Here is a 24834-nt window from a genome sequence, read left to right as displayed (position 1 = left end):
GTAGCAATTTTAAGTAAATATGTTCCGGTATATTTGATCAGCATGATCAAATTTATTGGTGGTCCGGCGCTTGGTCCTGCCTTGGGGCTTACTTATTGGGAAACGGTACTTTTTACCATTTCCGGCATGATGACCACGGTGGTTTTGGTGTCCTTTTTTGGTATTCAGTTACGCCACTTTCTCCTCAGAAAAAAAATCATCGGGAAGAAGAAGTTCAGCCGTAGAAGTCGGCGATTTGTTTACATCTGGAAGCGTTATGGCCTTTTGGGCGTGTCATTCCTGACGCCGGTTATTTTTAGTCCGGTCGTGGGAACACTGTTAGCCTCTGTTTTAGGTGCTCCAAGGTTACAATTAATGGTTTATATGCTTGTTTCTGCCGCTTTTTGGGGACTGGGGCTTTCCTTTGTTTTGCATCAGGTGATGTAAAAACCGAAAAAGGAGCGATTCGCCCCTTTTTTTTTATGCTTTCCGCTTTCTTGACATGTTGCAGGCACTGATTTATTGCTTTTCCAGCAAGACCACCGCATGAGCAGAAACGCCTTCTTCACGGCCCACAAAGCTCAATTTCTCCGTGGTAGTGGCTTTGATGGAAACATCCTCTTCCTCGATGTTCATCACCTCCGCCAGCACTTTTTTCATTTCCGGTATATGTGGATTTACCTTTGGCTTTTGTAGGCAAATGGTGGAATCAATATTACCAATTTCATACCCTTTCTCACGGACCAGCTTCAATACTTCAGCCAATAGGATTTTACTGTCGATGCCCTTATACTGGGGATCCTGATCGGAAAAATGAAAGCCAATATCACGCATGTTGGCTGCGCCTAAAATGGCATCGCAGATCACATGAATTAAAACATCAGCATCGGAATGCCCAACCGCTCCTTTTGTATGAGGAACTTTGATGCCGCCCAGCCAGAAATCATAGCCTTCTTTTAACTGGTGTACATCATATCCGTATCCTATTCGAATTTTCATAGTTTTGAAATTGATATTTTCTTTTGTAATTATATTCCGATTTAGAGAAAAAACTCAAAATCGAATTTTTTTGCTAACCTTTGGGGACTACAAATGTAACCAAAGAGTGCAGACCGGACGAAATATTTGGCTACAAAGACTCATGAATATTCTTCAATTTAATTATGAGAAATTCTTCACAGAAGACCTGTGGAGTATTCAGATTGCAAATATGCCTTGGCCGAAACAGATCGGGATTAAGGTTTTGAGAGTTTTAACCCTTGCCGTAAATGGGTATTTAAAAGACCGTTGTGGTTTCAGGGCTTCTGCACTTACTTATTTCACACTGCTGTCGATCGTCCCGGTAATGGCGCTGGCTTTCGGGATTGCCAAGGGTTTTGATCTGGATAAAAAACTAGAAGGGATCATTTTCTCTTCTCTGAAGGGGCAGGAGGAAATCGCTCATCAATTGGTAGATTTTTCAGAAAGGATGTTATCCTCTGCTCAGGGGGATATCGTAGCCGGATTTGGTTTTGTTGTTTTATTTTATTCGGTGATGAAACTGATCTACAATATTGAGACTAGTTTTAATGATATCTGGTCTGTAAAAGCGACTCGCTCCATTGCCCGAAAATTCACGGACTATACCACCATGATCGTGATCGCCCCCATTTTGGTGATCATTTCTTCCTCCTTAAATGTGATGGTGATGAGTAAGCTTCGGGAGTTCTCTCAAAGTATTGATATTGCCTACATCAATGAATACGCCGCACAGGGGGTTACTTTTGCAGCCCAGCTTTCGCCTTATCTGATGCTGATTGCCCTTTTTACGCTGGTTTATATGATTATGCCTTATACCAGGGTGAATTTAAAATTTGCCTTTATTTCAGGGATTTTTAGCGGTTATTTAATTCAGACCATTCAGTGGCTTTATTTGGATTTGCAGATTGGCGTATCCAGCTATAACGCTATTTATGGTAGTTTTGCAGCACTCCCTTTACTGATGATTTTTTTCCAGCTGAGTTGGCAGATTGTGCTGTTTGGGGCGGAATTATGTAATGCCATGCAATCGGTAGAGGAGCATGAGAGAAATTTTCGACTGGGGAAAGTATCGCTCCGTCATTTGAAAATAATCGGACTCTTGATTTGCCGGGAGGTAGTCAGGGCTTTTGAAGGAAGAAAAGAGCCGGTGCGTTTGGTGGATATTGAGCATAATACGCATGTTCCTTTTTTCTATTTGGAAGAGGCTGCCCAAAAATTGGTGCAGGGGAAGATTTTAATTTCACGCTTTGAAGCAGGCAAAGAGCCGGAAGAAATGGGCTTGGTACCCGCGCTGCCTCTGGATCAAATGACGGTCTTTACGGTATTAGATAGCCTGGAGAAAGTCGGCTTCGATGATGCGACTTTGGGCAAACTGCCGGAAGATCTGGAAGAAATGGACCATTTACTTTTAAGACTAGATCAGGACTTAGAAAACAGCGAGAAAAATGTGTTGGTAAAAACCATATAAAGAAAAGGGGAAAGCTTCCCCTTTCCCCTTATTTTTTAGCTTTATAGTACATGGTAGTACATTGCTCTTTTTGGAGGTATTGCCTAGCTACCTGCTGAATATTATCAGTGCTTACTTTACCTATTTTGCCGAGTTCCTCATTGATCATATTGGCATCTCCCAGAATATCCCCCATGGCTAAAAACATCGCGCGATTCAATAATTCCACCTCAGAGAACGCATGGGCGGCCTGCGCCTGATTTTTGGTTTTTTCCAATGTGGTTTCCGTAATTCCCTGATGCAATCCGTATACAATTTGCTCAATTTCTGCATTGGCATCATCCAATGAAATATGCGGATTTAGCTTTCCACCAATAACCAACATGCCCGGATCATGGGAGCCCGAAGAGTAGGCGCTTATGCTATTGAATAACTGTTTTTCTTTCACCAGATCATTATAAAGTTGAGAGGTGCGCCCTTTGCCTAAAACATCCGTCATTAAGTCAAGGGCATAGTAGTCAGCATGCAACCGGTCCGGCATGCGGTACACTTTGTAAATGGCATCCAAAGGGACATCCGCCTCAACCTCCAGTTGTTTTGCAGCGGATTGTGCTGGCTCTACGGGTAGCGCTCTTTTAAGGGTCTCCCCCGCAGGAATAGGACCAAACCATTTTTCTGCTAATTGCTTTACCTGATCTAATTTCACCTGACCAGCCACCACCAAAGTGGCATTATTCGGACGGTAGAATTTGTAGAAAAATTCTTTTACATCCTCCATTGTCGCTTGTTCAATATGGCTAATATCTTTTCCAATGGTAGGCCAGCGGTAAGGGTGTTTACTATATATTTCCGGCCTCATTTTTAACCAAATATCACCATAGGGCTGGTTAAGATAGCGTTGCTTAAACTCTTCAATGACCACAGATCGCTGCACTTCCAAAACTTTTGGGTCAAAAGACAACGACATCATCCGGTCAGACTCCAGCCAAAAAGCCGTTTCCAGATTTGCGGCAGGGAGATTGATATAGTAGTTCGTAATATCCGGGGAAGTAAAGGCATTATTGTCACCCCCAACTAATTGCAGAGGACGATCAAAAGAAGGGATGTTTTTGGATCCTCCAAACATTAAATGTTCAAAAAGATGGGCGAAGCCCGTTTTATTTTCTGACTCATCCCGAGAACCCACATCATAAAGTAAATTCACTGCCGCCATAGGGGTGGAAGGATCCTCATGAACGATTACTTTAAGACCATTATTTAACTGAAAGCTTTCGAAATGAATCATATATAGTTTTTTGGAGATAATACCAATCAGGATTTATCTGATAACGAAAAATTGAGTGAAGATTATGTAATTGAAGGCGAAAATAATAAAAAAGATAGATCTCCGACTCCCCTTTTTGGTTTGAAACCTCCTTTTTAATACATATTATTATTCTAAATGCTTAACTTCCCCTATTTTTCAGGGAAAATGAAGGTAATTCCTAAAAGGAAGACTAATTATAAGCGTGAAGCGGACCTGTTCGTCTTGCTTTTCGTTAATCTACCCATGGAGTTTGACGCTTAATTTTGAAAATGCTACTTAATATTTGCAAATATATATGGAAGGGGAACTCCTCCCCGATCCATCAGTGTTCTTTGTTGCTGATGGTTTTTGGTTTGATGCTTTTTTGCCAGCAAGGGCAGGCGCAAAACCGGCCTCCTTCGGCCTCTGATGCCATCATGTATCAGAGTGGATCGAATAAGAATGCTAAAGATTCCAATTATAAAAAACGTCGGGAACGCCAGCGTTCCAATGCCAGTAAGAATACAGAGGCGGGATTAAAGAAAACAAAGAAATCCAAAGAATTGGAGTCTAAGTATCTTTCCAAAAAACATTCTAAATACAAGGGAAAGGAAAAGCGTAAAAACGAAAAAGCCGTTTATCGGAAGAAATCTAAAAAACAACGTAAAGGGGGCGGGGGCGTTTCGGAAAGTCAGCCTCAAAGATTCAATGAGCAATCGCCCAAGCCGGGAAAAAATATGGCCAGCCAACAGGAGGTCGTACCGGAGCGATTCAAAGAGCGTCCTTCCAATTTTGATAAATACCGAGGAGGAAAAGACAGAGGAGTAGCCTATGATGGCGGTGGAGGGATTACCGGAAGAAGGAGAGCGTCTGAATTGAAGCGTCAGGGAATGAGTTCTTCGAAAGGGAAAAGTTCGGATCGTTTAGAAAGAAAGTATTTATCTCAGCGACAATCAAGAAGTACGGGAGATCCTGCTTCTAAATCCAAGTATGCTTCCAGAAAGTCGGTATACAAAAAATCTTCCCGCGAGCAGATGAACAATCGTGGGGAATATAAACTTACCGCTGAGCGATTTAAATCCTACCCTAATGCGGAAAAATTTAATCCGGATAAGATGAAAAAGATCAATCCGACCAAAGAGCGCAATGATATGCGCACGAAGTCCATGGAAGGATTGGCTCAAGGGATTTATAAAAGAGATCCTAAAGGAGCGAAGGAAAGGTATGAGTCCAAGACACGGCATCAATATAGCGGTGATATCAGAAACGGCGGACAGAAACGCTATGCCAGAATGGTAGATAAGTCCATTGAAGCTCAACGCCAGGGAAGTGTAAAGGGCAGTGCGTCCAGCACCCATCAGGGGCGTAGAGTGAGGGCAAGCCAATTTTCGCGCTACACCGGTGATCAAAGACATTTGTCTTACGGGCAAATGGAAGAAAGACGGAAAAGCACCTCAGACCGCATGATGAAGCAAGGCTTGCGCATTGGACAGCCAATGGATTCCCGCCGACTGGAAAGTGAGTTTATTACCCGTGCTCAGCAAGAGGGTAAAATCATGAAGGGCGGGAAAAGTCGTCAGCAACGCCAGGCGGAAATGCAGCATAAATCTATGGAGATGGCCGGTCAGGGATTGCGAAAGGTCAATCCCAGATATGGAGAACCAAAAGATAAATATTTATCCAAAACCGTTCAGAATTACCAGGGAAGCATCAGAAGACAATCCAAATATGATCTTTATAAGCAAAAGTCTTATGAAGGATTGAATGAGGGCATGTATGTGGTGGATACGCATAAGGAAAAACAAATGCGCTTTAAGACCATGTCAAAGATGATGCATCAGTACGGTGGCGATGTGGTTCGGAAAAATAAGATGTCTCTTTATCAGGATAAATCTTCGGAGGCCTTAGCCCAGGGGCAGTATGTGGTGGATACGCATAAGGAAAAACAGATGCGCTATAAGGCACAGTCGAAATATATGCATGGCTATGAGGGGACGATGATCCGCAAGAATAAGGTGGCGCTTTATCAGGACAAATCGGAGGAGGCGCTTGGTCAAGGCCAGTATGTAGTGGATACACATAAAGAAAAGCGGATGCGCTATAAGGCGCAGTCGAAGTATATGCATGGCTACCAGGGAACCATTATTCAGAAAAATAAAGTGGCATTATATCAGGATAAGTCAGCCGAGGCTCAGCGACAAGGTCAATACGTGGTGGATACCCGAAAAATGAGGCAAAAACATTTTAAGGAAATGTCACAGGTAGCGCACAACTTTAGCGGTACACAAGTCTATACCAATAAAGTCACCTTATATCAGGATAAATCCGCCGAGATGCAAAAGCAGGGCCTTTATATGATCGATACCAAGAAAATGGATAATCGTCATTATAAGTGGATGTCCAAAAATGCACATCAGTATGAAGGTAGCTTTGTGGATCATTCCAGGGTCATCAGAAAATTAAAAGCGAAGGAAGCTTATCGTTATTCCGGAGAAATTCCGGCTAAGCAATACTATCAGAGAGAAAGAAAGAGACAAGTATTGGCTTCACGTATGATGCGTTATGAAGGAACACCTCATAAGGAGGTAGGGAAGCTGGGCATGTGGTGGAAAGGAATTTGGTATAATGATACAGAGATGAAGGCGGTGAAGGAGAAACAGAAGAAACCTTCTTACAACGCAAAAGAGCATGAAATTTGGGATACTGGTAGTCAGTTTCAATCCCAGAGAGAAGCGATGACTATTGAATAAGGGAAAATATGAATTGGAATATTTTAGAACAGGAACAACATTTGGAAGAAATCAGGGAAAAATCCTTCCAACAGCCAGTGGTAATTTTTAAGCATTCCACCCGCTGCCCCATAAGTTCCATGTCCTTGCGTTTTTTTGAATCCAACTTTAAAGAAGAACTTGGCGTTAAACCCTATTACCTGGATTTGATTAGCTTTCGAGCGATTAGTAATGAGATTGCAGCGCAATTTGGGGTGCCTCATCAGTCACCACAGGTGATTTTGATTAAAAATGGAAAAGCTGTATTTGATACCTCTCATCATAATATCAGCTTCGCGGCTATTGAAAAGGCGGTGAAAGCATAATAAAAAATTACCATTTTTTTGTAGAACTGAAAGTTTTATTGAAACCTAAGCTGTCGATCCTCCTTTATAATAATAAGTAGACTCCAATGCACTAAATTCCTTCGAACCTATGAGGAAATTTTTATTGTCTTTTTTGACATTACTGTCTTTCATTTATTGCCCGACTTCGTCTGTAGCACAAGATCTGGAAGATGATGGTTACAATTCCCAATTTGTTTGGGGGATTAACAAGGCGACCAATTCAGGCTTGATTGGCGGTTTTGTATTCCGATATTCCAAAGCCCTTACAGAGAATGTATACCATTCCTTTGGTTTGGAGGTGGTCAATATCAAACATCCCAAAGAAAGAAGGCAGCAAACCCTCAGCGGAAGCGCCTTTATTTTGGGGAAATCTAATTATCTATATGATTTCCGATTCCAGTATGGAAGGGAGTGGCGGTTATTCAGAAAGGCTCCCCAACAGGGCGTTCAAATTAATTTCTTAGCATCTGGAGGTCCTTCCATTGGGGTGGTTACGCCTTACTATGTGGAGGTGTCCGGTGGGGGAGATCAGGGGCAAAGACGTATCCCATATGATCCTACGGTTGATTTGGCCACTATTATGGGCCCGGAGGTTTGTTTCAGGGGGTTCCCGAATCTTCTATAGTGCCCGGAGGACATTTAAAAGCGGCCTTAACTTTTGAATTTGGTAACGCCAAAAGTAGTGTAGTGGGAATAGAAGTGGGAGTTTTGATGGAGGTATTTGCGAAAGAAATTGAATTGATGCCCAATGCGGAGAATTCGGCTTTCTATCCTAATGCGTTCATCACTTTTTACTATGGAAGTCAAAGATAAATTGATATATAATTGAATTATTTTGCACTCCTTCAGCTTGTTGGAGTGCTTTTTTTGTGTTTTTTCTAGCTTTAGAAGAAAACGATGAGAGCTGTTTCCGCATTCGTTCGTATTGTGTCCGTGGATAGACTGATGATTTCGGGCATTTTATTTACATTTGCGTTGAAACGCCCATGAACCGAGCGTGGATCTTTTTGAATCGTAAGCGTTTTTCCTATGATTGATTTACCCGTTATCCCTAGTATTCCTAACGAGACCACCGAAGATGGCCGCACCAAAAAACCTTCCTGGTTGCGCGTTAAGCTTCCGGTAGGTAAGGATTACAAGAATGTAAGGGATATTGTTGATAAGCATAATTTGCATACCATTTGTCAGAGTGGTAATTGCCCTAATATGGGTGAGTGTTGGGGAGCTGGTACAGCGACCTTTATGATTTTGGGGAATGTGTGTACGCGTTCCTGTACTTTTTGTGCGGTAGCCACCGGCCGCCCACCGGAATATGATGATGCGGAGCCTAAGCGAGTGGCAGAAGCCATTACCAAAATGAAGGTGAAGCATGCCGTGATTACTTCGGTAAACCGCGATGAGCTAAAAGATCGTGGTGCTGAGATTTGGTATCAGACCGTGAAATTGACGAAAGAACTGAGTCCATCTACCACCATAGAAACTTTGATTCCGGATGTTAAAGGAACCTGGTCAGCCTTGGAACGAATGGTGGAGGGAGGACAGGAAGTTGTTTCTCATAATATGGAAACGGTAGAAAGTCTTTACAGAAGGGTGCGTCCTCAGGCGAAATATGCCAGAAGTCTGGAACAGATTCGTCGTACTAAGGAGTTGGGCATGAGAACCAAAACCGGGATCATGTTGGGGCTTGGAGAGAAGCCGGAGGAGGTATTGAAAGCCATTGATGACTTGGCTGCCAATGGCTGTGATATTTTGACTTTAGGTCAATATTTGCAACCTACCCGCCGCCACCACGAAGTGATTGAGTTTATTACTCCGGAAATGTTCCAATACTATAAGGAAGAAGGAGAGCGAAGAGGAATAAAATATGTGGAGTCTGGTCCGCTTGTAAGATCATCTTACCATGCCGAGCGCCACGTTAACGTTTAATAAAAACATCAGAAAAGAGGATAAGTAAAGTTATCCTCTTTTTTTTGTGGTAAAACGAAGAGATTTTTGTTTTTAAGTTCTGAATTCGGGAATCAAATGATATTTTTGTTTAGAGTGTGAAGAAATCATCAGGATTCGAAAAGACCATGCTGTATTAGAAGTACAAATCTTTTCCATCTTATGAAGGAAGAGATAATGGGTGTCCTGATGGATGAAACCACTCCAATAAAAGCCTAATGACGGGAGCAAATTCCCTTCTTTGAGCATACTCACCTGTATTCCTCAAAGGTTGCTGATGCTTTAGGTTTAGAAATACTGGCATTGAACCCTCAATTTTTTTTTCTTGAAAAGACTCAAGCAAATTATCGCCATACTTAGAAAAATTGCCCCTTCAACTGAACCTGGGCAGTTAAAGATTATGGCCATTTGTTTCTGCTCCGCCTTTGTGCTTTGGATTCTTACTGCGCTTCAGAAAGAAGACCATCAAATGACCGTGAAGGTTCCTTTGGAGTATGACTATGATCAAAGTCGCCTAAGCGTGATGGATCCCCTACCTGAGTATGTGAATGTGGATGTTAGCGGGCCGGGTTGGGGGCTGGTGAAATTGTATTTGCCCTATTTGAGAAACCGTATTGCAATAGATTTGCCTGATGATGCTTCCAGGAAATATGCTACCAGTCGGGAAATTTCTTCAGACGTTAGGGAGGCATTGAGTGGGTTGAGGGTAGGTTTTATTTCACCGGACACCATTAAGTTTGATATTGACCGAAAAATTCGCAAGAAAGTGAAAGTGGGGTTAAATCCCGTTTCTGTGAACTTGGCGGAAGGTTTTCGTGTTTTTTCAGAAGTAGAGGCATTTCCGGATTCCATAGTAATTGAGGGCCCCGAAAAGCAGATTTTAGCAGCAGCGGGTGAATTTCTAGTGGATTTACCCATGGAAACCGTTGAGGGGCCGGTGAATACCAATATAGACCTGACCGAAGAGGAGACGCCCTATTTGAATATTTTTCCCTCTAAAGTGAGGGTGAGGTTTGATGTGGATGAAATGGTGACGGTAAACTATCCGGTAAACATGGAAATCAAGCATTTCCCTTCTGATGGCTCTGCCTTTTTGTTGGATAGTGTGACCTATATTCAGTACAATATTCGAAAAAAGGAGAAAGCGCTCCACTTACCTTTCCGTGTTGGGGTAGATTTTCTGAGATTAAATTTGTCAGATTCGACCATCATGCCGGAGGTGCTTTCCATTCCCAAGCAGGTGGAAAATGTGCATCTGGACTCAGGGGCGGTAAAAGTTCACTTTAAAGAAAAGGATGAAGGATAAGTTAAAAATAGGGATTACCGGTGGGATAGGTGCAGGAAAGTCCTCTGTGAGTAAATTTTTGGAGGTGCTTGGCTATCCGGTTTACAATGCTGATGAGCGTGCGAAGGAACTGGTAGTAGAGGATTCTGAAGTCAAAGCAGCCATTATTAACTTATTGGGCGAGCAAGCTTATCTGGAGGATGGCCGCTATAATCGGCAGTGGGTTGGGCAGCAAGTTTTTGCTGATGATCAATTACTAAAAAGCCTCAATCACATTGTGCATCCTGCTGTAGCTAAAGATTTCCAAAAATGGTCAGGAAGACAATCCAGTAGGCTTATTTTTAAAGAGGCGGCGATTATGCTGGAACACGGAAAAGATTTGGTTGGCGTTGACTATATAGTTGCGGTAGTCGCTCCTGAACAGGAACGGATCCAAAGGATTCGGAAAAGGGATACCTTCCGTTCCGAGGCGCAAATACATCAGATTATTCGTAATCAGATTCCGGAAAAGGATTTAAAGTCGAAGGCAGATTTTTTAATTGATAATGCCGACCATTCGGCAGTGATTCCTCAGGTCAATAGTCTATTACACAGCCTAATCCGGATTATTCAGGCTTAAACCCTCATTTAGCGGCAAGGCGGGAATATGAAGGGGTTTTTCCTATTTCGAGTTTTTTCAAGGAAACAGAAGATTGAGGTGCAATCAAGTCTGCCCAAATTTGGGCTGTTAATAAACTACTAAGAACAATCTTATTGGGTTGAAAATAAAGTCGCTTAAGGTGCGTTGCTGAATTTGGCGATGAATAATTCGGCTTAAAGAATATCAGAGGGTAGGGCAATCTGGTCGGTATAGAACTTGGTGCGTTTATGTTTGGGGTTAAATCGTTCAAAGTGTTCAATAAGATCCAGTTTGGGATTGTAGAATACTTCAATGTAAAAGTCATGCACCAGATACAGATTGACTTTATGGGCATAGTAGCGAATGGAGACAACGAATGTTCCGTGGAAATACAAGGTCTTGATCTTGTCCCGGTATTTTAATTTCATAAAATCTTCAAAAGTCTCTAGATGCATCTCCTCCCCTTCTTTGGTTTTCTTAATACAAACTCCAAATTAAGGCTATAGTTGAGGGATTCAAATGATTATTCTGAATACTTGATATAAAAAAAGCACCGACCGTAATTGGCCAGTGCTTTGATATTGAATAGCTTAAAGTTTTATCCAAATAGCTGTAGGTAGAAGAATAGCACCCACACCACTACCAAAATTGGGAACAAAATTGGAAGAGAGAATCTTAGAATGTAACCAAAGAAGGATGGCATTTTGATCCCTTCCTGCTCTGCAATGGATTTTACCATAAAGTTCGGGCCATTACCAATATAAGTCATTGCACCAAAGAATACCGCGGCCACCGAAATCGCTGTTAATTCTACCGCTGAGTTGGCCATTTGACCAGCTGCAAAGGCAATCACTTCAGACTGATTGGAAAGATCCGCCCCCTTAGAAGCCATAGCTGCTGCCAGGAAGTTCAAATAAGTCGGCGCATTATCCAGGAAGCCGGAAAGTGCACCTGTTCCCCAGTATAATGAGTTGTGGTTGATCAATGCCTGACCCGCTTCGGATTTGGCAAAGTTCCCTACCAATTCCAATGCAGGCATCATGGTTCCGAAGATACCAATGAAGATGAAGGCTACTTCACGGATAGGCTCAAAGTTGAAGCCGTTTCCTTTAAGGGCATCTTTATTGGCCCATTTGAAAGAGAAGAATGCCGCGCTTAGCATGATCACCTCACGTAGGAAAGACATTTTTTGTCCGTCATAATTAATGGCCGGAACCCAGTCAAAAACGTTAGGATCCAAGAATACTGCCACGACTACCACTGTCAACCAAACGAAGTTTTTAGAACCAACAAAGGTAACTTTACCAGTGTGAACAGCTTTACCTGCCTGCGTTTTTACAGAAACGTTTCCGCCATTGTCATCCCCGGAATTGAATTCCAAATCACTCTCCAGATTATTCTCGTGATTTTTGCTGTCATAGAAGTAGAATACAATCGCTAAAATGATGATCGCAAATGCCCAGGTGTCCCAGTTATGCGTGAGGGTCCAGAAAAATGGTACTCCTTTCAAAAACCCTAAGAACAATGGAGGGTCACCAATTGGTGTCAAACAACCCCCAACGTTGGAAACCATAAAGATGAAGAAAACGATGTGATAAGGTTTAATTCTTCCTTTGTTTAATCTCATGAAAGGGCGAATCAATAACATGGAAGCTCCGGTAGTACCAATGATATTGGCCACTACAGCACCGATCACTAAAAGGACGGTGTTGGCCATTGGAGTTCCTTCCCGGTCCACATTGATCATGATACCTCCAGAGGCGACATACAGTCCCGTTAGCAGGGCAATGAACTGAAAGTATTCAAAAAAGGCATGAACTGGTCCGTGGGTGTTGCCTAAAACAAAGATGTAATAACTAATCACCAGAGTGGCTAATCCAACAGCTACCTTTGGATAATGATGGTGCCAAAAGTGCTCATAGAATAATGGGCCTGTAGCAATCATTAAAAGCAATAAAACGAACGGAATAACCGTCCATGCCGGAGCCTCGTGGTGTTCATCATGTGCTCCATGGCTGTCGTGCTCGGCTTCCTGATGGTGGGAATCCTCCTGATGATCCTGCCCGGTCGCAACCGTAGTGACAGTAGTTGTTTCCGCCTGGTCAAGGGCCATTGCTGGTTGGTCAACTGCTCCGGCCACTGTTAGCACCGATACTAACAGCCAAACAAGTAATTTTCTCATAATCTCCTAAATCAAACCAAAAAAATCATCCCCGAAGGGATCATCTATAAAATTATTGTGTAATGTTTCAAACTAATATTTGGGCTTTCGCTCAAATGGGGTAAGAATTTATGTCAAAATGCATTATTTGCAGCCATTTTTATGCCATTTTTCGTTTTTTGATGTTATCAATAAATTACCAAAGTTCGAAATGCACCTATTTAAATCTATTGAAAGAAATGCAGGTCTTTAAATGTCTTTAGTAACTACTTGATATACAGTCTTATTATTTAAAATTTAAGGGGAGCCTGGAAAAAGTATTAATATTGAATTATTCTAAAACTTTAGCCCTGAAATTTTAAGAGGATTTCAGGACAGGTTAATTTTCTTCACGCAATATATGTTATCATTAAATATCCTTTTGTGACAATTGTTATGGAATGTCATAAGAAATAAGTCAAAATGAAAAAAAGGCATTAGTGCCGATTTGAATGCATGATCATATGTTAACTATATTTAACATATCCTCCGGTTCAGGGATGGAGATGTTGTATTTTATTTCATTAATTTTGTCTAGAACAAAATGAAAGCGGAATGGATCAAATCGTTCTGGATATTGGTAATACACGGACAAAGATAGGCGTTTTTTCGGGTCTTAAATTGACCAAAGTCATAAAAGAAACGAATTTGGATGATATCCTTAATGTTTTAAATCAATACCCTGAAGCCTTAGGAATTTTGGGGGCAGTAGGCGAAATCCCTGAAGAGGTTTTGCATATTGTGAAAAAGCCAAATAATCGTTGGATGGTGTTAGGGCCGGAAACAAGGGTTCCTATTGAAAATCGATATTATTCTCCCGAAACTTTGGGGATGGATCGCCTGGCCGGTGTCTGCGGAGCTGTGCAACGCTTTCCCTCCGAAGCCAGTCTGGTAATAGACGCCGGTAGCTGTGTGACTTTTGATTTGATTGATGAAAAAGGGGTTTATCATGGGGGAAGTATTTCTCCTGGTTGGCAAATGCGCTTACGTGCCATGCATGAGTTTACCCGGAGCCTGCCGCTTTTACAAGGCGAAGTTCCCGCGGAAATAATGGGGAAAAGTACTGTGGAATGTATGCAAAGTGGTGCATTTTATGGACTTTTATCAGAAATGCGCGAAATTATTTCACACTATCGCGCTAAATTTAATACCTTGCATGTCGTTCTATGTGGAGGGGACGCACCTGCGTTTCTCGAGCAATTGGATGGAAAAAATATTCTGTTAGAGCCTGATTTGGTGTTATACGGATTACAGGCAATTTTACTTCATAATGCTAAAAAATAGATATAGTCTTTTTGGCCTGATACTGTTTTGTTGGTTTTTCGCAGCAGACCTAAAGGCCCAGGTAGCACAGACACCTTACTCCTCTTTGGGGGTTGGGAATCTTATGCCACAGGGATATGTTTCAAACTTAGGTAAAGGCGGAGTGGGGATTGCTTCAAGTGCACCCTGGTTTATCAACAACCTGAACCCGGCACTATTGGCGAATAATACCAGTACTTTGATTGAGGTGGGGGGATTTTATGAAGGAAGAAAAGTAGAGGATGGAGAATTTTCCCAATATTCCAGTACCGGTAACCTTTCCTATATTTCCATCGCTTTCCCGGTCATGTTTAATCGTTGGACCATGAATTTTGGTTTTAACCCTTATTCTGCGGTGAATTACAGAATTAATCAGGGGACCGTAGGGGTTATGGATGGCCCGATGGCGCCAGATGGAAGCCCCTATATTTACAAAAGCCGGGAACTTAGAGGAGATGGCGGATTAAGGTCAGCCTACTGGGCAAATGGGGTTCGGCTTAATAAAAATTTTAGTTTGGGGATTAAGGCATCATATTTGTTTGGTTTTTATACGAGAGAGCAAATTAGTCGATACTACGACGAACGCGCTTTTGATTTGGACCCGGATATAGCAGAAGAAGCATTTGCTTTTAATTATCTGACTGCCTATCAGAATGTCATTGAAGTAAGTGACTTCTCCTTTCAGTTAGGTGGTAGATATAAAGGTAAGCTTGCTGAAAAGACCTATATTAATGTAGGGGCTACTTATGACTTCAGAGCAGATTTGAGTGGGAATAATGAAGTGGTATTGGAAAGGAGAGTAAGTACGGAAAACCCCTATGATGAGCAGGTTTTTCGACAGCAAATCTCAAACGATCCGGATTTTGAAACCATAATCCCTGCAAAATTGGGATTGGGTGTTTCACTTGAAAAAGATTATAAATACTCTATTGCGGTAGATTTTACACAACAGGATTGGTCAGCTTACGCTAGCCATATTGAAAGCAGTACCAATGCGGTATCTATGGGGAATTCTTATCGAGTAGCGGTAGGTGGGGAATATATTCCTGACTTTTTCTCCGTAAGAAATTATTTATCCCGCGTGGCTTATCGCGCCGGTTTCTTTTATGAGCAGACCCCCTATCTAATGGTTGATGCGAATGGAGGGACAACATCGGTAACGAATATGGCTGTTTCAGCAGGTGCTACTTTTCCTATTGGATATAATTCTCTGTCTTTGGCTGGTGTAGCCGGGGTGCGAGATGCAGCAGTAGAAGGAGCATTTAGAGAAACCTATTTTCAGCTCTCTGTTGGGGTAACTTTCAGTGAACGTTGGTTTATAAGAAGAAAATACGACTAATCAATAATTTACTATGAAGATCAAATCACTCTTAAGTCTTCTGTTAATCGCAGGAAGTGCGACTGTGTCCTACGCACAGGCGGGATGGAACTGGCCTGAAGGACAAGAGGAAATTGCACAGGAAAAAAACGTTATCTATACGGATAACATGAAAGCAAAAAATTATGAAGCTTGCCGTGAGCCATTAAACTGGTTGATCGTTAATGCTCCTGATTTGAATAAATCCCTTTACCAAAATGGTGCAAAAATTTACGATGCATTAGCGAAGAAATCTAAGGACAAAGCTCAAAAGGCAATGTTGCAGGATTCCGCTATGTTGACCTATGATTTGCGTGCTAAATATTTTGGTCAAAAAGCTGCCGTAATTGATCGTAAGGTATATTACGCTTACTATTATTATAAGGATGAGGCAGAGAAATATCCAGAGGTTTACGAGATGTTCAAAGAGGCTTTTGAATTGAACGGAGCCAAAATTTTGGATAACAACTGCGTGGCGTACATGGATTTGATGCGTCGTTATAAAGAACAGGATGAGAATGCGATCTCTGATGAGACCGTTATTGCAACTTATGAGCAAATCTCTACTATCCTTGATCAGAAAGAAGCAAAAGGTAAAAACCTTGATAAATTGGAGACTATCCGTGAGAATGTAGACAAATTGTTTACTTCCATTGTGGATGTTGACTGTGATTTCATTGCTAACACTTTAGGGCCAAAGTTGGAGCAGGATCCTAACGATTTGAAATTGGCGAAAAACATTTTCAAATTATCTGTGGCAGGTCGTTGTATGGAAGATCCGGTATTCTTGGCTTCCGCAAAAGTGATTCAGTCTCAGGAGCCAGATTTCGGTGTAGCGAAATTGGTAGGGATGAAGGAAAAGCAAGCGGGTAATTACGAGGATGCTTTGGCTTACTTCAATCAGGCTTTGGAATTGACTGACGATGAAACCAAGAAAGCAGGATTGTTCCTGGATATGGCTGACGTTTATGCAAAATCTCACCAGGCTGCTAAAGCACGTGAGTATGCCATGAAGGCGGTATCTGCTGATCCATCTAAAAAAGAGGCTTATACTTTGATTGGTAACTTGTACTTCTCTTCATTCGATAAGTGTAAGCAAAACAAAAATAAGGTAGAGGATCGTGCAGTATTCATCGCTGCTTATGAGATGTATGCTAAAGCGGGTAACCAAGGTGGAATGGCGAATGCAAAAGCGCAGTTCCCATCGATGGAGGATATTTTTACCTATGATATGAATGTTGGTGATCCTGTATCTATCGGATGTTGGATTAACAAAACAGTGAAAGTTCAGAAGCGTGACTAATCATCACCTTTGGTGATATATTAAAAGCGGTTAGCCTTGGGTTGACCGCTTTTTTTTTAGGCTGGATTTTCAAGCTTAAGCCGGATTAAAGCATGAATTATCCGGGTTAATGATGCAGCCAAAAGCACTATTGTCGCAAGATTTTAGCATCGCTTCCTATAATTAGAATTTAGTTGGAGGCTGAGGTTTAAAGTATGAACTAAACGGTTTAAAATTTTTGGTTAAAGCTTTACTATTATTGAGTAAAGAATAATTTGCATATTTTTTACGCTGTCCTATTACTTTTCCATAGAATATTTTGCTATTTAGGGTTTTAGTGAGGGAGATGTTTTGTTTTCAGGCATTTTGTGCGGTGTGGATGCTTTTTTTGAGGTCTGAAATTCAGTGGGGATTTTTAATGATGTCGTTGTTATCACTTACCCTTTTTTTTAAATATGAAATTCAAATTTATTCTAGTATTGACGCTTTCCATGGTTTGGGGAGCTTCGTTTGCGCAATCAGGATGGAATTGGCCCGCTGGTCAGGAAGAGCTGGCCCAGGAGAAGAACGTTATTTATACCGACAACCTGAAAGCGAAAAATTATGCGGCCTGTCAGGAGCCCTTGTTGTGGTTAATGGTTAACGCACCTGATTTAAATAAGTCGCTGTATCAGAATGCGGCAAAAATTTATGACGCCCTTGCCACCAAAGAAAAAGACCCTGCTCGTAAAAAGCAGCTGCAAGATTCCGCTCTGCGCTCTTATGATTTAAGAATTCAGTATTTCGGCCAAAAGGCTTCCGTGCTGGACCGAAAGGCTTATTATGCCTATAAGTATTTCAAAGATAGTCCGGAAGAGTATCCGGGCCTGGTGAAGCTATACCAGGAGGTAATTTCCTTAAAAGGGAATAAGACAATGGACCGTAACTGTTTTGGTTATTTTGATATTGTACGCCGCTATCGTAGCCAGGACGAATCCGCCTTTACCAATGAAGAGGTGTTGGCTATTTACGATGAGGTAGATGGCATTCTGACTGCGCAGATGAAGACCTCCAAAAAGCCGGAAGAGGTAGAGAAAATCAAGGATTTGGTAGACCAGCTATTGCCGCAAATTATAGATGTTGATTGTGATTTTATCGCCAATAATCTGGGACCTAAATTGCAACAGGATCCTCAAAATATAGATTTGGCCAGACAAATCTTTAAGCTGTCTTATGCCGGGCAGTGCATGGATTTACCCGTTTTCCTTGCTGCTACCAAAATTATTTATGAGCAGGAACCCAGCTTTGGTATGGCGAAATTGATTGCGGTAAAGGAAAAGCAAAATGGCAATTATGAGAACGCCATGAAGTTTTTTCATTTGGCGGAGGAGCAGGCTGAGGATGCAGAAAAACAGGCTGATATGAAGTTGGAAATTGCAGGTATCCATGAAAAACAAAAGAACTTGAGTCAGGCCAGAAAAATGGCCATGGAAGCCGTGGCTTTGAATCCGGCAAAAGTGGAAGCCTATACCTTCGTGGGGAATTTATACTTTGGTTCTTTTGAGCGGTGCCGACAGAACCAAAATAAGGTCAAAGATCGGGCGGTATTCATAGCCGCGTATGAAATGTATGCCAAGGCGGGCAATAAAAGTGGAATGGCCAATGCTAAATCTCAGTTTCCGAATATGGAGGATATTTTTACCTATGATTTAAATGTGGGGGATCCGGTAAACATCGGCTGCTGGATTAATAAAACGGTACAGGTCCAGAAGCGGGATTAAGTATTAGTCCTAATGGTGCATCCTGAAATCCTTGTTTGCTGCAGGGTGGGAAAATGAAGGAATAGTTCTCTATTTAGAGTTTTTTCAAAGGAAGCAGATGAGGGAAAAGAAAGCTTGCCTGAATTGGGGCTATTAAAAATTCGGAAAATCATTATTACATAAAGAATATGAACCTCAGGGGTGGATTCGTTGCGCCTGACGGAGCATATTCGCATAAAGTATCTTAAAGAGCAGGCAGGCTGTATTTTGATTGCCTGCTTTTTTTATATCTTTGTTTAAAATCATCATTCCGCTTATTAATATCCATGAACAAGCATTTTTTCGGTTTTTGGGCAATACTATTGGCCCTGCTAACGCTTTCAGCCTGTGAGGAAGAGAAAAAAGACGTGAACGTTTTTGTATCCTACGAGGGCCCCATGATGGAGGCGGACACGATCCTGACCTATTACAGTGATTCCGCAAGATTAGTGCTTACCCTGGAGGCTGACAAGCAATTAGAGTTTGAATCCGGTGATCGGGAGTTTCCCGAGGGATTGTATCTCGAATTTTTTAATAAAGAGGGCGAGATGGAGGCCACCCTTCGATGCAATTATTGCTATTATGAGAAGGAAAAAATGGAGTATAAGGCTCAGGGTGATGTGCGGGTTCAGAATGTAGAGTCCGGAGAAAAACTGAATACGGAGGAGTTGTTCTGGAATCCGAAAACCAAAAAGGTCTATACCGAGAAGTTTGTGAGAATTGAGTCGGAGGGGCAAATATTGACTGGTGAGGGACTGGATGCTGCTCAGGATTTTTCCTTTTATCACATTCGCACGCCCAAAGGAACTATTGAGCTCGATGAGGAAGAGGAAGAAGACTCCACAGGTGTAGACTCCACGAGGATGGTAGCACCTATTACAGACATTCAATAATATTTTCATGTCAAGAGGATTAATCACTCAAATCGTATTTGCCCTAACGGTCGTCGCCTTCATTATTGGGGTGCACCAGACCATGCTTTATGGTTTTCAACAATCCTATTTTATTTTTATGTTTAGCCTGGCCGGTTTCTTTGGTTATCAGTTGCTTCGGGGGCCGGTAAAAAAGCAGGCTGAGGCCCCAAAGAAGGATTCCGGAAACCCAAAAGGGAAAAAGAAAAACAGGCGTAAAGCTTAACGACCTTATGATTGAAAGTTTGGAACAACCGATTTATATCGTAGTCATTTCATTATTGGCTTCAGCCCTCTTTTCCGGGGTAGAAATTGCCTTTATTTCCGCCGATAAGCTACAATTTCAGTTGGATGAGAAAAAGGGCATGTTGTCCGGTAAAGTGTATACCAAATTTTTGAAAAGCCCCAGCCAGTTTGTGGCTACTATGTTGGTGGGCAATACGGTCACGCTGATGGTTTACACCATATTTATGGCGAAAGTGATCGAAGGTTTTAATAGTGTTTATCACTTTCTTCCGGAAGATAATGAGTTCTTATTATTCTTCTTGCAGACGGTGATCTCCACTGTGATTGTCCTTTTTTTATCCGAGTTTACCCCCAAATCCCTTTTTCTGATTGATCCCAATGGGATTTTGAAAGTGTTGATGGTTCCGGTATGGTTAATTTACCAGCTTAGTCGTCCGGTGGTGGCCATGGTCATGTTTGTGTCAGAATTATTCATCGTGCATGTGATGCGCCTGCCCTACTCTGAAGATTCCGGGATGTTAGGCAGAACCGAGCTCAGCCAGTTTGTAAGTAATTTAAAAGAAGGCTATGAGGAGGAACAAGAGGTCGATTCCCGTATCATTAACAATGCACTGGAGTTTAAAACCGTTCAGGTGAGAGACTGTATGGTACCCCGGACTGATATCGTGGCCGTGGAAGAAAATGCCGCTGTAGAGGACTTAAAAAATGCTTTTATGGAAAGCGGGCATTCCAAAATATTGGTCTATCGGGATTCTGTGGATGATATCATCGGCTATTGTCATAGCTCGGACTTGTTTCGCAAGCCTAAGAGCGTGAAGGAAAATATGATGGATATTCCCATTGTTACCGAAACCATGCTGGCCAATGACCTGCTTCTTCAATTTGTGAGTGATCAGAAAAGTATTGCAGTAGTAGTGGATGAATTCGGGGGAACGGCCGGTATTGTGAGTGTGGAAGATGTGATTGAGGAGATTCTGGGAGAAATTCAGGATGAGCATGATGATGAGGATTTGGTGGAAGAGGAAATCGGGGAAGAGCATTATCGTCTCTCTGCCCGGCTGGATATTGATTATTTAAATGAAAAATATGACTGGGATATACCGGAAGGGGATTATGATACCTTAGGGGGATTTATTTTTGCCGAAGCTCAGAAAATTCCTGAGGAAAAAGAGGAAATTTTCACTTCTATAGGTTTGGTCATCATTGAGATCAGGAAGGAAAATGGAATTGATATTGTTCAGCTGGACCGGTCAAATCTGGAGGACTAACTCCTCCCTGCCCGGGGAAGAAATAGCTGATTTTGGCAAATTTTGATTTTCCTTCATTAAAATATTGTGTCCTTCCTTAATATTTTGATAATTTTAATCTCGCTCGGGATTGAAATAGGGCTTAAATGGCTAGGCGAAGAACGAAATAGTCATTTTTTTAGAATCCCGTGCCGAAAAGGTTTATTTTCAATGGTTTTTTACCGATATTTCGAACCAAATTTTTTTTGAGGGGAGTCCAAGATATTTTTTGGAGCAGCGAAAGCTGAGCATTTTTACCAGGCTTCCTCTACCAAAAATTGTAAATAAATAAGAAATAATAATCGTAGCGCTTTTTTTAGATTGTGTTAAACAATGGCTTTAATTAACAAAATACGTGAGAAAACAGGCGTCGCTGTAGGTGTAATTGCAGTTGGTCTGTTAGTTTTTATTGTAGGTGGTGATTTGTTAGCTCCGGGCTCCTCTCAGGACGATCGTGTTGTGGGGGAGATTGCTGGAAATGAAATACCCTTAGAAGTATACCAAAACCAGATAGAAGAACTAAAAATCAACTTCCGTAATAATTATGGAAGATTTCCTTCTGAAACGGAGACCAACTCTTTGCGTCAGCAAGCTTGGGATCTTTTGGTGATCAAAGAAACTTTCAAAACTGAGTATGAGGCTTTGGGAATCAGAGTATCAGATGAGGAATTGATTGACATGGTTCAGGGTAAGAATATCAGCCCACAGATCCAGCAACTTTTTAGAAACCCTGAGACTGGTGAGTTTGATAAAGACTTTATGCTTAGAGCGATGGCAAACTTCAATCCTCAGCAGACTCAAATGTGGTTGAGTATCGAAGAGTCCTTAATCCCAGCACGTGAGCGCTTGAAATTCGATTACTTGGTTCAGGGTGCTAACTATGTAACTATTGAAGAAGCGAAGCGTCAGTACGAAGGTGAAACCGAAGTAGCTGAAGCAAAATATCTTTATGTTCCTTTCTACACAGTGGGTGACTCTTTAGTACCTGTGAAGGACAGTGAATTGAAAAGCTATTTAAGCGCTCATTCGAAACAATATCAGACAGAAGCTTACCGTGCGGTGAAGTATGTAACTTTCCCAATTGTACCTTCTGCCTCTGATTCAGCTGCTTTCTTTACAGAGATCAACGAGATCAAAGACGAATTCAAAGCAGTAGCAGAAGATGCCGAGTACGCTGCAGCCAATACTGATGTGAATGGCCAGTCTTTTGGAACTTTCTCAATCGATCAATTGCCACGTATGTTACAGGCTAACGCAGGTAACCTTTCTGAAGGGGATGTTCGTGGTCCTTATGCGGAAGGCGGATTCTATACGCTTTATAAAGTATCTAAAATTTCTGAGGAAGGAACAAAGTCGGCTAAAGCTAGCCACATTTTGATTCGCGCTGAAGATAGTTCAGACGAGGCTAAAGCAAAAGCAAAGAAAGAGGCAAACAGCATTTTGAGAAAAATAAAAGGTGGTGCTGATTTTGAGGAAATGGCCAAAGAAAATTCTGCGGATCCATCTGCTTCTCGCGGTGGTGACTTGGGATGGTTCTCTGAAGGTCGTATGGTAGAGCCATTCGAAAAGGCAGTTTTCGGAATGAACAAAGCAGGGCTTTATGGTGCTGTTGTAGAGACGCAGTTCGGTTACCACATTATTAAAGTAACAGAGCCGGTGACAACAAAGGCATTCAGCGTTGCCACTATCCAACGTGAGATGATTGCTTCTGATGAAACGCGTGATAAGATCTTCCGTGATGCGGACATGCTGGCGACCAATGCTGGTGATGTAAACGAAATGGAAGCGCTTGCAAAAGAGAACAATTACCGCGTTCAGACTGCCGCTCGTTTAGGCGCTAATGATCGTCGTTTGGGATCTATTGCTGATGCTCGTGCTGTAATTAGCTGGGCATTCCGTGATGCAGCTATCGGTGAGGTTTCTGAAGCGCAGGACGCTGGTGAGAACTATGTGGTAGCAGCTTTGACTTCCGTAGTGGAAGAAGGAACGTCTCCACTTTCTGCAGTGAAGACAGAGGTGACAGATAAAGTGAAAAAAGAGAAGAAAGCAGAGATCATCAAGAAGAAATTGTCCGGAGCTACTTTGGATGAGATGGCGAAGAACTACGGCGATGACGCTAAAGTTTACGAAGCTTCTGATTTGAAAATTGCTTCTAACATTTTACCATCTGTAGGTTATGCACCGGAAGCAGTAGGTACTATCTTCGGCTTGGAGAAAGGTGAGATTTCCAAAGCAGTAGTGACTGATAACGGTATCTTGGTGATCCAATTAGTAGCGAAAACTACTGCCCCTGAAATAGCAAACTACAAAACTTATGCAGATCAGTTGAAAGCGAACCTGAACAACCGCGTTTCTTTCAACATCTCAGAGTCTTTGAAAGAGGCAGCCAATGTTGTTGATGAGCGTTATAAGTATTATTAATTCGCTTAGCTGACAAATTGTCTGAAAAATATAAGCCAACAGCCTGTCGATTTAATTCGGCAGGCTGTTTGTATTTAAGAACTTGTTGTCAGTAATATTCAGTTGCTGATGGACAAACAACGTATAAATAAAGAAAAGGAGTATTTATGTCTAAGTCGTTTTCATACGAAGACTTTAAGAAAAAATTAGAGGATCAGCATCAATTCCCTACCAATTATACTTACAAGTTTATCGTTCCATCCACAGAAGTGGAGCATTTTCATAAAGAGATTTTTCCTCGCCAGATGGTGGAAGAAAAACGCTCTAAGAATGGGAAATTCTTCTCTTTCACTGCGAGGTTTGCAGTAAGATCTTCTGATGAAGTAGTCAATACTTACAAGAAGGCTGCGAAAATTCCTGGTTTAATTTCCTTGTAATTTGTGGTAAAAATGGCGCCCTATTGAACATAAGGGGTAGTAATAAAAAAGGCGATTCCGGTAAAGAATCGCCTTTTCTTATGGTAAAACTGTGCAGATTAGGACTCAAATCGTTTTGAAACCTCTTCCCAGTTCACCACTTTCCAAAAGTTTTCAATATAGCTGCCACGCATATTTTGGTAGTTGAGGTAATAGGCATGTTCCCAAACATCCAGGTTAAGTAAAGGGGTGCCCTTTATCTCGGCCACATCCATTAAGGGGTTGTCCTGATTTGGCGTGGATCCAATACTCAATTGCGTTCCGTTTTTCACCAGCCAGGCCCAGCCTGAACCGAATCGGGTGGCCGCCGCCTTGGAGAACTGCGCTTTAAACTCCTCAAAACTTCCAAAGGCCTGATCAATAGCAGCAGCCAGTTTGCCAGTAGGTACTCCTCCCCCATTCGGACTCATCACTTGCCAAAACATATTGTGATTGTAATGTCCGCCTCCATTATTTCTAACCGCCGTGGAATATTGACTGACATTGGCCAAAATAGCTTCCAAAGAACCACCAATCTGATCTTTTTGAACAGCCGCATTTAATTTTTTAACATAGCCTGCATGATGCTTCCCGTAGTGGATTTCCATGGTCATGGCATCAATATTGGGAGCCAGAGCATCAAATGCGTAAGGAAGTGCAATTTGACTGAAAGTCTCTACCTGAGGTTTTACTTCTTTTGCTTCCTCTTTTTTCTCTTCTTTTTTGGATTCACAACTGCTGAGCGCTCCCATTAAAGGCATGCCTGCTGCGCTGATAATGGCAGCTTTGGCAGAGGTCTTGACAAAGGCCCTTCTACTGTTGCTTGGGTTTTGTTTATTGTCCATGATTATTGTGTTGGAATAATTCAATTTGAAAATTAAATCCTTTTCTTCAAAATTTATTTATCAGATATTACGGCAGGT

Annotated in this window: 23 protein-coding genes; 18 read left to right on the top strand and 5 right to left on the bottom strand. The window is 41.9% G+C overall.

Annotated elements, in window-relative coordinates; all coding sequences use genetic code 11:
* Positions 1 to 42 precede the first annotated feature (42 nt).
* Complete coding sequence (locus tag NG22_RS13360) at positions 43 to 426, top strand: hypothetical protein (protein ID WP_053406958.1); 384 nt, start codon at positions 43 to 45, stop codon at positions 424 to 426.
* 72 nt (positions 427 to 498) lie between these two features.
* On the opposite strand, the gene ispF is transcribed toward NG22_RS13360, so the two are convergent.
* Positions 499 to 978 carry a 2-C-methyl-D-erythritol 2,4-cyclodiphosphate synthase gene (gene ispF / locus NG22_RS13355; protein ID WP_053406187.1) on the bottom strand — a complete coding sequence of 160 codons (480 nt, stop codon included), beginning with the start codon at positions 976 to 978 and terminating at the stop codon, positions 499 to 501.
* Positions 979 to 1120: 142 nt separating this feature from the next.
* Here ispF and NG22_RS13350 point away from each other — a divergent pair, with 142 nt between their 5' ends.
* Positions 1121 to 2467 (top strand): YihY/virulence factor BrkB family protein, encoded by a 1347-nt coding sequence (locus NG22_RS13350; protein WP_157601087.1) that lies wholly within the window; start codon positions 1121 to 1123, stop codon positions 2465 to 2467.
* Between the two features lie 28 nt (positions 2468 to 2495).
* Here the strand turns inward: NG22_RS13350 and NG22_RS13345 are convergent, their stop codons facing one another.
* The gene (locus tag NG22_RS13345; protein ID WP_053406185.1) at positions 2496 to 3731 is read right to left on the bottom strand and encodes a pitrilysin family protein; all 1236 of its coding nucleotides are present in this window, start codon (positions 3729 to 3731) and stop codon (positions 2496 to 2498) included.
* A gap of 290 nt (positions 3732 to 4021) precedes the next feature.
* Between NG22_RS13345 and NG22_RS13340 the strand changes: the two genes are divergently transcribed.
* The 7 genes from NG22_RS13340 to coaE all read left to right on the top strand — a co-directional run bounded on the left by NG22_RS13340 (position 4022) and on the right by coaE (position 10694).
* Positions 4022 to 6481, top strand: coding sequence for a hypothetical protein (locus NG22_RS13340; RefSeq protein WP_157601085.1), 2460 nt, complete (start codon positions 4022 to 4024; stop codon positions 6479 to 6481).
* Positions 6482 to 6489: 8 nt separating this feature from the next.
* Entirely contained in the window at positions 6490 to 6825 is a 336-nt protein-coding gene (gene ytxJ / locus NG22_RS13335) for a bacillithiol system redox-active protein YtxJ (RefSeq protein ID WP_053406183.1), read from the top strand.
* 109 nt (positions 6826 to 6934) lie between these two features.
* Positions 6935 to 7471, top strand: a complete 537-nt coding sequence (locus NG22_RS13330; RefSeq protein WP_157601083.1) for a hypothetical protein — start codon at positions 6935 to 6937, stop codon at positions 7469 to 7471.
* The gene (locus NG22_RS17665; protein WP_053406181.1) at positions 7471 to 7659 is read left to right on the top strand and encodes a hypothetical protein; all 189 of its coding nucleotides are present in this window, start codon (positions 7471 to 7473) and stop codon (positions 7657 to 7659) included. The genes NG22_RS13330 and NG22_RS17665 overlap by 1 nt, the downstream gene beginning before the upstream one ends.
* Before the next feature lie 216 nt (positions 7660 to 7875).
* On the top strand, positions 7876 to 8772 hold the full coding sequence (gene lipA / locus NG22_RS13320; RefSeq protein WP_053406180.1) for a lipoyl synthase: 897 nt from the start codon (positions 7876 to 7878) through the stop codon (positions 8770 to 8772).
* Positions 8773 to 9115: 343 nt separating this feature from the next.
* Positions 9116 to 10096 (top strand): YbbR-like domain-containing protein, encoded by a 981-nt coding sequence (locus NG22_RS13315; protein WP_053406179.1) that lies wholly within the window; start codon positions 9116 to 9118, stop codon positions 10094 to 10096.
* Positions 10086 to 10694 (top strand): dephospho-CoA kinase, encoded by a 609-nt coding sequence (gene coaE / locus NG22_RS13310; protein ID WP_053406178.1) that lies wholly within the window; start codon positions 10086 to 10088, stop codon positions 10692 to 10694. The genes NG22_RS13315 and coaE overlap by 11 nt, the downstream gene beginning before the upstream one ends.
* 194 nt (positions 10695 to 10888) lie before the next feature.
* On the opposite strand, the gene NG22_RS17445 is transcribed toward coaE, so the two are convergent.
* Both NG22_RS17445 and NG22_RS13305 read right to left on the bottom strand, forming a co-directional pair.
* On the bottom strand, positions 10889 to 11149 hold the full coding sequence (locus NG22_RS17445; RefSeq protein WP_072159088.1) for a hypothetical protein: 261 nt from the start codon (positions 11147 to 11149) through the stop codon (positions 10889 to 10891).
* A gap of 143 nt (positions 11150 to 11292) precedes the next feature.
* Positions 11293 to 12876 carry a sodium:proton antiporter gene (locus NG22_RS13305; RefSeq protein ID WP_072159085.1) on the bottom strand — a complete coding sequence of 528 codons (1584 nt, stop codon included), beginning with the start codon at positions 12874 to 12876 and terminating at the stop codon, positions 11293 to 11295.
* Positions 12877 to 13449: 573 nt separating this feature from the next.
* Between NG22_RS13305 and NG22_RS13300 the strand changes: the two genes are divergently transcribed.
* From NG22_RS13300 to NG22_RS13260, 9 genes are all read left to right on the top strand, one after another.
* Complete coding sequence (locus NG22_RS13300) at positions 13450 to 14178, top strand: type III pantothenate kinase (RefSeq protein ID WP_053406177.1); 729 nt, start codon at positions 13450 to 13452, stop codon at positions 14176 to 14178.
* Positions 14165 to 15535: a hypothetical protein gene (locus NG22_RS13295; RefSeq protein ID WP_053406176.1), complete on the top strand. Its 1371-nt coding sequence runs from the start codon at positions 14165 to 14167 to the stop codon at positions 15533 to 15535. The genes NG22_RS13300 and NG22_RS13295 overlap by 14 nt, the downstream gene beginning before the upstream one ends.
* A 13-nt stretch (positions 15536 to 15548) precedes the next feature.
* Positions 15549 to 16856 carry a tetratricopeptide repeat protein gene (locus NG22_RS13290; protein ID WP_053406175.1) on the top strand — a complete coding sequence of 436 codons (1308 nt, stop codon included), beginning with the start codon at positions 15549 to 15551 and terminating at the stop codon, positions 16854 to 16856.
* A gap of 434 nt (positions 16857 to 17290) precedes the next feature.
* Entirely contained in the window at positions 17291 to 18595 is a 1305-nt protein-coding gene (locus NG22_RS13285; RefSeq protein ID WP_053406174.1) for a lipopolysaccharide assembly protein LapB, read from the top strand.
* A 305-nt stretch (positions 18596 to 18900) separates the two neighbouring features.
* Positions 18901 to 19506, top strand: coding sequence for an LPS export ABC transporter periplasmic protein LptC (gene lptC / locus NG22_RS13280; protein WP_053406173.1), 606 nt, complete (start codon positions 18901 to 18903; stop codon positions 19504 to 19506).
* Between the two features lie 7 nt (positions 19507 to 19513).
* Entirely contained in the window at positions 19514 to 19750 is a 237-nt protein-coding gene (locus NG22_RS13275; protein ID WP_053406172.1) for a hypothetical protein, read from the top strand.
* A gap of 7 nt (positions 19751 to 19757) precedes the next feature.
* A complete protein-coding gene (locus NG22_RS13270) occupies positions 19758 to 21038 on the top strand; it encodes a hemolysin family protein (protein ID WP_053406171.1) in 1281 nt (426 codons plus the stop codon).
* Positions 21039 to 21389: 351 nt separating this feature from the next.
* The gene (locus NG22_RS13265; RefSeq protein ID WP_053406170.1) at positions 21390 to 23477 is read left to right on the top strand and encodes a peptidylprolyl isomerase; all 2088 of its coding nucleotides are present in this window, start codon (positions 21390 to 21392) and stop codon (positions 23475 to 23477) included.
* Between the two features lie 146 nt (positions 23478 to 23623).
* Positions 23624 to 23893 carry a DUF493 family protein gene (locus tag NG22_RS13260; RefSeq protein WP_053406169.1) on the top strand — a complete coding sequence of 90 codons (270 nt, stop codon included), beginning with the start codon at positions 23624 to 23626 and terminating at the stop codon, positions 23891 to 23893.
* A gap of 98 nt (positions 23894 to 23991) precedes the next feature.
* Here NG22_RS13260 and NG22_RS13255 read toward each other — a convergent pair whose 3' ends face one another.
* The gene (locus NG22_RS13255) at positions 23992 to 24756 is read right to left on the bottom strand and encodes a superoxide dismutase (RefSeq protein ID WP_253275693.1); all 765 of its coding nucleotides are present in this window, start codon (positions 24754 to 24756) and stop codon (positions 23992 to 23994) included.
* Between the last annotated feature and the right edge of the window lie 78 nt (positions 24757 to 24834).

It is taken from the genome of Persicobacter sp. CCB-QB2, from assembly GCF_001274635.1.
Classification (GTDB): domain Bacteria; phylum Bacteroidota; class Bacteroidia; order Cytophagales; family Cyclobacteriaceae; genus Persicobacter; species Persicobacter diffluens.
The sequence above is the reverse complement of the archived record's forward strand: the minus strand, read 5'-3'. Positions and strand labels throughout refer to the sequence as shown.